A 6,258-nucleotide genomic window follows, 5' to 3' on the forward strand; every position below is an offset into this window, starting at 1 on the left:
CATCGCATTCAACGCAAACGCGCCGCATCCAACGGCAGACAAGGAACCAACATGGCTTTTTCCCAGGGCATCAGCGGACTCGGCGTGGCTGCGGCCAACCTCGACGTCATCGGCAACAACATCGCCAACTCGGGCACTGTCGGCTTCAAGTCCGCGGCGGCCACCTTCCAGGACGTGTACGCCGGCTCGCGCGTGGGCCTGGGGGCATCGGTGTCGGGCGTGACGCAGAACTTCTCGCAGGGCGTGACCCAATCGAGCAGCCGCCCGCTGGACGTGGCCATCCTCAATGGCGACGGCTTCTTCCGCCTGACCAGCGCCACGGGTGAGGTCATGTACTCGCGCAACGGCCAGTTCACGCGCGACAAGGACGGCTACATCGTCAACGCCTCGGGCCTGCGCCTGACCGGCTTCGGCGTGAACGCCAACGGCGGCGTCAGCGGCGGCACGCCGGCGGCCATCCAGATCCCGACCACGCCGATGACGCCCAAGGCAACGACCAGCATCGACGCCGAGTTCAACCTCGACGCGCGCAAGTCGGCGCCCACCAAGACGCCGTTCAACCCCGCCGACTCCGACACCTTCAACTATTCGAACGCCGTCGGCCCCATCTACGACTCGCTGGGCAACCCGCACGACGTGTCGGTGTACTTCGTCAAGAGCGCCACGCCCGCCAACACCTGGGACATGTACGGCACCATCGACGGCGCGGCCATCGGCGCCGGCGCGCTCGGCACGATGACCTTCGACGCAGCCGGCAAGATGACCGCCCCGGCCAGCGGCCAGTTCAGCCTCGGCACGATCAACCTGACCAACGGCGCCGCGGCGCTCACGCCCACCATCGACATCTCGGGCACCACCCAGTTCGGCGCCGCCAACGCGATGAGCAAGCTCGGGCAGGACGGCTACCGCTCGGGCGAGCTCACCTCGTTCTCGATCAACGCCGACGGCACCATCACCGGCAAGTTCTCCAACGAGCAGACCAAGCTGCTGGGCCAGGTCGTGCTGTCCTCCTTCGCCAACCCCAACGGCCTGGAGCCCAAGGGCAACAACGTGTGGGCCGAGACGCAGGCCTCGGGCAACCCGCTCACCGGCACGCCGGGCGAGGGCACCAAGCTGGGCTCGCTGCAGTCGGGTGCGCTCGAGGCGTCCAACGTCGACCTCACCTCCGAGCTGGTCAACCTCATCGTCGCGCAGCGCAACTACCAGGCCAACGCGCAGACCGTGAAGACGCAGGACCAGGTCATGCAGACGCTGATGAACATCCGCTGACGCGAAGACGACGACAAAGACCGAAGACCGACACCAGGAGCACCCAGTGGATCGCATGTTGTACGTCGCCATGAGCGGCGCCAAGCAGGTCATGGAACAGCAGGCCGCCGTCGCCAACAACATGGCGAACGTCTCGACGCCGGGCTTTCGCGCGCAGATCGCCAACTTCCGCGCGGTGCCGGTGGTCGGCCAGGAGGCGCCCACGCGCGCCTTCGTTGCCGCCACCACGCCCGGCGCCGACTTCACCCACGGCCCGCTCACCGAGACCGGCCGCGCGCTCGACGTGGCCGTGAGCGGCCAGGGCTGGCTGGTCGTGCAGACGCCCGATGGCGGCGAGGCCTACACCCGTGTGGGCAACCTGCAGATCGGCGCCGACGGCCAGCTCACCACCATGGGCGGGCGCCCGGTGATGGGCGACAACGGCGCGCTGACCGTGCCGCCGGGCTCCACGGTGAGCATCGCTTCCAACGGACTGGTGGGCGCGCGCGACGCGGCCTCCACCACGCTCACCGGCATTGCCGAAGTCGGCCGCCTGAAGCTGGTGAACCCGCCGGATGCCGAGCTCGAGCGCGGCGAGGACGGCCTGTTCCGCATGCGCGCGGGCCAGCCGCCGGCCGAAGCCGACGAGACCGTCACGCTGGTCAGCGGGGTGGTCGAAGGCAGCAACGTCAATCCGGTCGAGGCCATGGTGGCCATGATCGCCAACGCCCGCAGCTTCGAGATGCAGATGAAGTCGCTGCAGACGGCCGACACCAACGCGCAGTCCGCCAACAAGCTGCTGGCCTACGGCTGACGCGCGCTCTCCTTCTCGAAACTTCTTCCGCAGGACTCCCGCAAAAATGATCCGCTCCCTCTACATCGCCAAGACCGGCCTCGACGCGCAGCAGACGCAGCTCGACGTGGTCTCCAACAACCTCGCCAACGTCGGCACCACCGGCTTCAAGCGCAGCCGCGCCGTGTTCGAAGATCTGGTCTACCAGAACCTGCGCCAGGTGGGAGGCCAGTCGTCGGACCAGACGCGCCTGCCTTCCGGCCTGCAGGTCGGCACCGGCGTGCACGTGGTCGCCACCGAGCGCATCCACTCGCAGGGCAACCTCACCAAGACCGACAAGCCCACCGACGTGGCCATCAACGGCAGCGGCTTCTTCCAGGTGCTGATGCCCGACGGCACCACCTCGTACACCCGCGACGGTTCGTTCCAGACCGACCGCGACGGCCAGCTCGTCACCGCCAGCGGCTTTCCCGTGCAGCCGGCCATCACCGTGCCGGCCAACGCCACCAGCATCACCGTGGGCCGCGACGGCATCGTCTCGGTGGTGCAGGCAGGCAGCACCAACACCGTGCAGATCGGCCAGCTGCAGCTCGCCACTTTCGTCAACCCCACGGGCCTGCAGAGCAAGGGCGAGAACCTGTACGCCGAGACCGACGCATCGGGCGCGCCCAACCAGGTGAACCCCGGCATCGACGGGGCGGGCACGCTGAGCCAGGGATACGTGGAAGCCTCGAACGTGAACGTGGTGGAAGAGCTGGTCAACATGATCGCCACCCAGCGTTCGTACGAGATCAACAGCAAGGCGGTCCAGACCTCGGACCAGATGCTGCAGCGCCTGGCCCAGCTGTGAGCGTGATGGTGACGATGTCGCAGGTGCTCCGTCTTCTCTGCCGTGGCGCCGCCCAGGCGATGGCCCGGCTGCTGACGCTGCTCGTGGCTGGGGGCGCGGTGCTCGCCACCGGCTGCGCGCAGGTGCCGCGCGAGCCGCTGGTGCACCAGCCGATGACTGCGCGCTCCGACAACTACGCGGCGGTGCAGACGCGGCGCTCGCCCGGCGCGATCTTCCAGGACGGTCCCGGCGCGAATGCGCTCTTCGAAGACCGCAGGCCGCGAAACGTGGGCGACATCCTCACCATCGTCATCAGCGAGAAGGTCAATGCGACCAAGAACTCCGGCGCCAACGCGAGCCGTACCGGCAGCACGACCGGCGTGTTCTCCGTCATTCCGAAGCTCATCGGCGGCCTGCTCGACGGGCAGGGCACGAATCTCTCGGGCACCAACAAGCTCGACGCCAAGGGCGGGGCCAACGCCAACAACACCTTCAACGGCGTGATCACGGTCACGGTGACGGACGTGATGAGCAACGGCAACCTGCTGGTGAGCGGCGAGAAGCAGATGGGCATCAACCAGGGCACGGAATACATCCGCTTCTCGGGCGTGGTGAACCCGCGCACCGTCTCGGGCAACAACACCGTGCCTTCGACGCTGGTGGCCGATGCGCGCATCGAGTATTCGGCCAAGGGCTACATCGACGAGGCGCAGACCATGGGATGGATGCAGCGCATCTTCCTCAACGTCATGCCATTTTGAACATGAAAAACCCCCAGGCTTCGCGCACTTCGTGTCGCTACTCCCACCCCCTTGCAGGGGGCGATGCCAATGGCCCGGCAAAGCCGGTTCCATGGCATCCCACGAATTTTCGGGCTCGCTTGCGCTTTGCGACGGTTGCTGTGCTGGGCGCATTGTTCTTTGTTCCTGTGCATGCCGAGCGGCTCAAGGAGCTCGCCAGCATCCAGGGCGTGCGCGACAACCCGTTGATCGGCTACGGGCTGATGGTGGGTCTCGACGGCACCGGCGACCAGACGATGCAGACGCCGTTCACCACGCAGAGCCTGAACAACATGCTGCAGCAGCTGGGCATCACGATTCCGCAGGGCGTGAACATGCAGCTGAAGAACGTGGCGGCGGTGATGGTGACTGCCACGCTGCCTTCGTTCGCGCGGCCCGGACAGAACATCGACGTGACTGTGTCTTCGATGGGCAATGCGAAGAGCCTGCGCGGGGGCACGCTGCTGATGACGCCGCTGAAAGGCGTGGACGGCATGACGTACGCGGTGGCGCAGGGCAACATGGTGGTCGGCGGCGCGGGGGCCTCGGCCAACGGGAGCAAGGTGCAGGTCAACCAGCTCAGCTCGGGGCGCATTCCGGCCGGGGCGCTGGTGGAGCGGACGGTGGAGTCGCCCGTGGGTGCCGAGGGCACGTTCTCGATCGAGCTGAACCGCTCCGACTTCGGCACCACGCAGCGCGCGGTGGATGCGATCAACCGGCAGTTCGGTTCGGGCACGGCCGAGGCCATCGATGCGCGGTCGATCCGCGTGCGCGCGCCCGAGCCGCAGCAGCGCGTGGGTTTCCTTGCGCGGCTGGAAGACCTCGAAGTGACGCCGACGCAGGCCGGCGCCCGCGTGGTGGTGAATGCACGCACCGGGTCGGTGGTGATGAACCAGGCCGTGCGCGTGAAGGACTGCGCCATCGCACACGGCAACCTGTCGGTGGTCATCAACACCGAGCCGGTCGTCAGCCAGCCGGGAGCGTTCTCGGGCGGCAGCACGGTGGCGGCGCAGACTTCGCAGATCTCGGTCAACCAGGGCGGCGGCGCGATCCAGATGGTGCGCGGCGGCGCTTCGCTGTCGGACGTGGTCAAGGGGCTCAACAGCCTCGGTGCGAACCCGCAGGACCTCGTGTCCATTCTCCAGGCCATGAAGTCGGCCGGCGCCCTGAGCGCCGAGCTCGAAATCATCTGACGGAGCCGGTGCGATGACGGTATCGGCCAACGACCGCAGTGGCGCGCTCGACCAGCGTTTTGCACTCGACGTGCAGGGCGTCGATGCCCTGCGCCGCACGGTGCGCAGCTCGCCTGAAGAAGGGCTGCAGCAGGTCTCGCGGCAGTTCGAGGCGCTGTTCATGAACATGGTGCTCAAGAGCATGCGCGAGGCGACGCCCTCGAGCGGCCTTTTCGGCAGCCAGGACCAGAAGGTGTACCTGTCGATGTTCGACCAGCAGCTCACGCAGAACCTCTCGGGGCGCGGCGTGGGGCTGGCCGAGGCGATGCTGGCGCAGCTGCGCCGCGGCATGCCGTCGGGACCGCCCGATGCGCAGGCCGATGCCGAGATCGGCGTCAAACCGATGCCGCTGGATCCGGCCATGCCCGGCTTCCCGCTGGGCGCGCGCGCGGGCATTCCGATCGGTTCGGCGCCCGTCGCGTCGACGGCGCGCACGGCGGATCTCGGCATCTACCAGTTCAACGGCGACCGGCGCACGCAGGGCGCGAATTCCGGATCGCTGCAGGGCCAGGTCGACGAGTTCGTGGGCCGCATGGGCGCATCGGCGCAGGCCGCGAGCACGGCCAGCGGGGTGCCGGCGCCGCTGATCCTTGCGCAGGCCGCGCTCGAATCGGGCTGGGGCAAGCGCGAGATCCGCGCCGACGACGGCACGCAGAGCTTCAACCTGTTCGGCATCAAGGCCGACCGCGGCTGGAAAGGCGCGACGGTGGAGACCACCACCACCGAGTACGTCGACGGCGAGCCGCAGAAGGTGCGCGCGAAATTCCGCGCCTATGCCTCGTACGAGGAAGCCTTCACCGACTACGCCCGTTTCATTACCCGCAACCCGCGCTACGCGAACGTGCTGGCGACCGACGACCCGAACGAGGCGGCCCATGGCCTGCAGCGCGCGGGCTACGCGACCGACCCGCGCTACGGCGAGAAGCTGGTTCGCATCATGCAGAAATTCGGTTGAGCCGCCCAAGCGCTCATTGCACCAAGGAACCCCATGGCAGAGACCGCAGCGTCAACGGCAGCAACCAGGCAAGGACAGGCGCCCCAGCTTCAGGGCGCGGGCGCGCTGCTGGAGGTCGTGACCTTCAAGCTGGGCGAGGAAGAGTACGGCATAGACATCCAGAAGGTTCAGGAGCTGCGCGGGTACGACGCGGTGACGCGGATTGCGAACGCGCCGGAGTACATCAAGGGGGTGGTGAACCTGCGCGGGATCATCGTTCCGATCATCGACATGCGCATCAAGTTCAAGCTTGGGGAGCCGACGTACGACCAGTTCACGGTGGTGATCGTGCTGAACATAGGAGGTCGGGTGGTGGGGATGGTGGTGGACAGCGTGTCGATCAGCTTGTCCTCCGCGTCGGAGGGCGTGGCGTGGGCCAGCAG

7 protein-coding genes are annotated in these 6,258 nt (G+C 67.5%); all 7 read left to right on the forward strand.

Features of this window, described 5'->3' with window-relative positions; all coding sequences use genetic code 11:
* Positions 1-51: 51 nt before the first annotated feature.
* The gene (gene flgE / locus QMO14_RS03230) at positions 52-1,269 is read left to right on the forward strand and encodes a flagellar hook protein FlgE (protein WP_301504370.1); all 1,218 of its coding nucleotides are present in this window, start codon (positions 52-54) and stop codon (positions 1,267-1,269) included.
* A gap of 46 nt (positions 1,270-1,315) precedes the next feature.
* On the forward strand, positions 1,316-2,062 hold the full coding sequence (flgF, locus tag QMO14_RS03235) for a flagellar basal-body rod protein FlgF (protein ID WP_301504372.1): 747 nt from the start codon (positions 1,316-1,318) through the stop codon (positions 2,060-2,062).
* A gap of 46 nt (positions 2,063-2,108) precedes the next feature.
* Entirely contained in the window at positions 2,109-2,891 is a 783-nt protein-coding gene (gene flgG, locus QMO14_RS03240; protein ID WP_301504373.1) for a flagellar basal-body rod protein FlgG, read from the forward strand.
* Positions 2,892-2,950: 59 nt separating this feature from the next.
* Entirely contained in the window at positions 2,951-3,631 is a 681-nt protein-coding gene (locus QMO14_RS03245) for a flagellar basal body L-ring protein FlgH (protein ID WP_301504394.1), read from the forward strand.
* A gap of 152 nt (positions 3,632-3,783) precedes the next feature.
* Positions 3,784-4,842, forward strand: coding sequence for a flagellar basal body P-ring protein FlgI (locus QMO14_RS03250; RefSeq protein ID WP_301504375.1), 1,059 nt, complete (start codon positions 3,784-3,786; stop codon positions 4,840-4,842).
* Positions 4,843-4,855: 13 nt separating this feature from the next.
* A complete protein-coding gene (gene flgJ / locus QMO14_RS03255; protein WP_301504377.1) occupies positions 4,856-5,836 on the forward strand; it encodes a flagellar assembly peptidoglycan hydrolase FlgJ in 981 nt (326 codons plus the stop codon).
* A gap of 33 nt (positions 5,837-5,869) precedes the next feature.
* The coding region (locus QMO14_RS03260; RefSeq protein WP_301504379.1) for a chemotaxis protein CheW at positions 5,870-6,258 on the forward strand (389 nt) is incomplete at its 3' end.

It is taken from the genome of Variovorax sp. CAN15 (genome assembly GCF_030462475.1).
In the GTDB taxonomy this organism is placed as follows: Bacteria; Pseudomonadota; Gammaproteobacteria; order Burkholderiales; family Burkholderiaceae_C; genus Variovorax.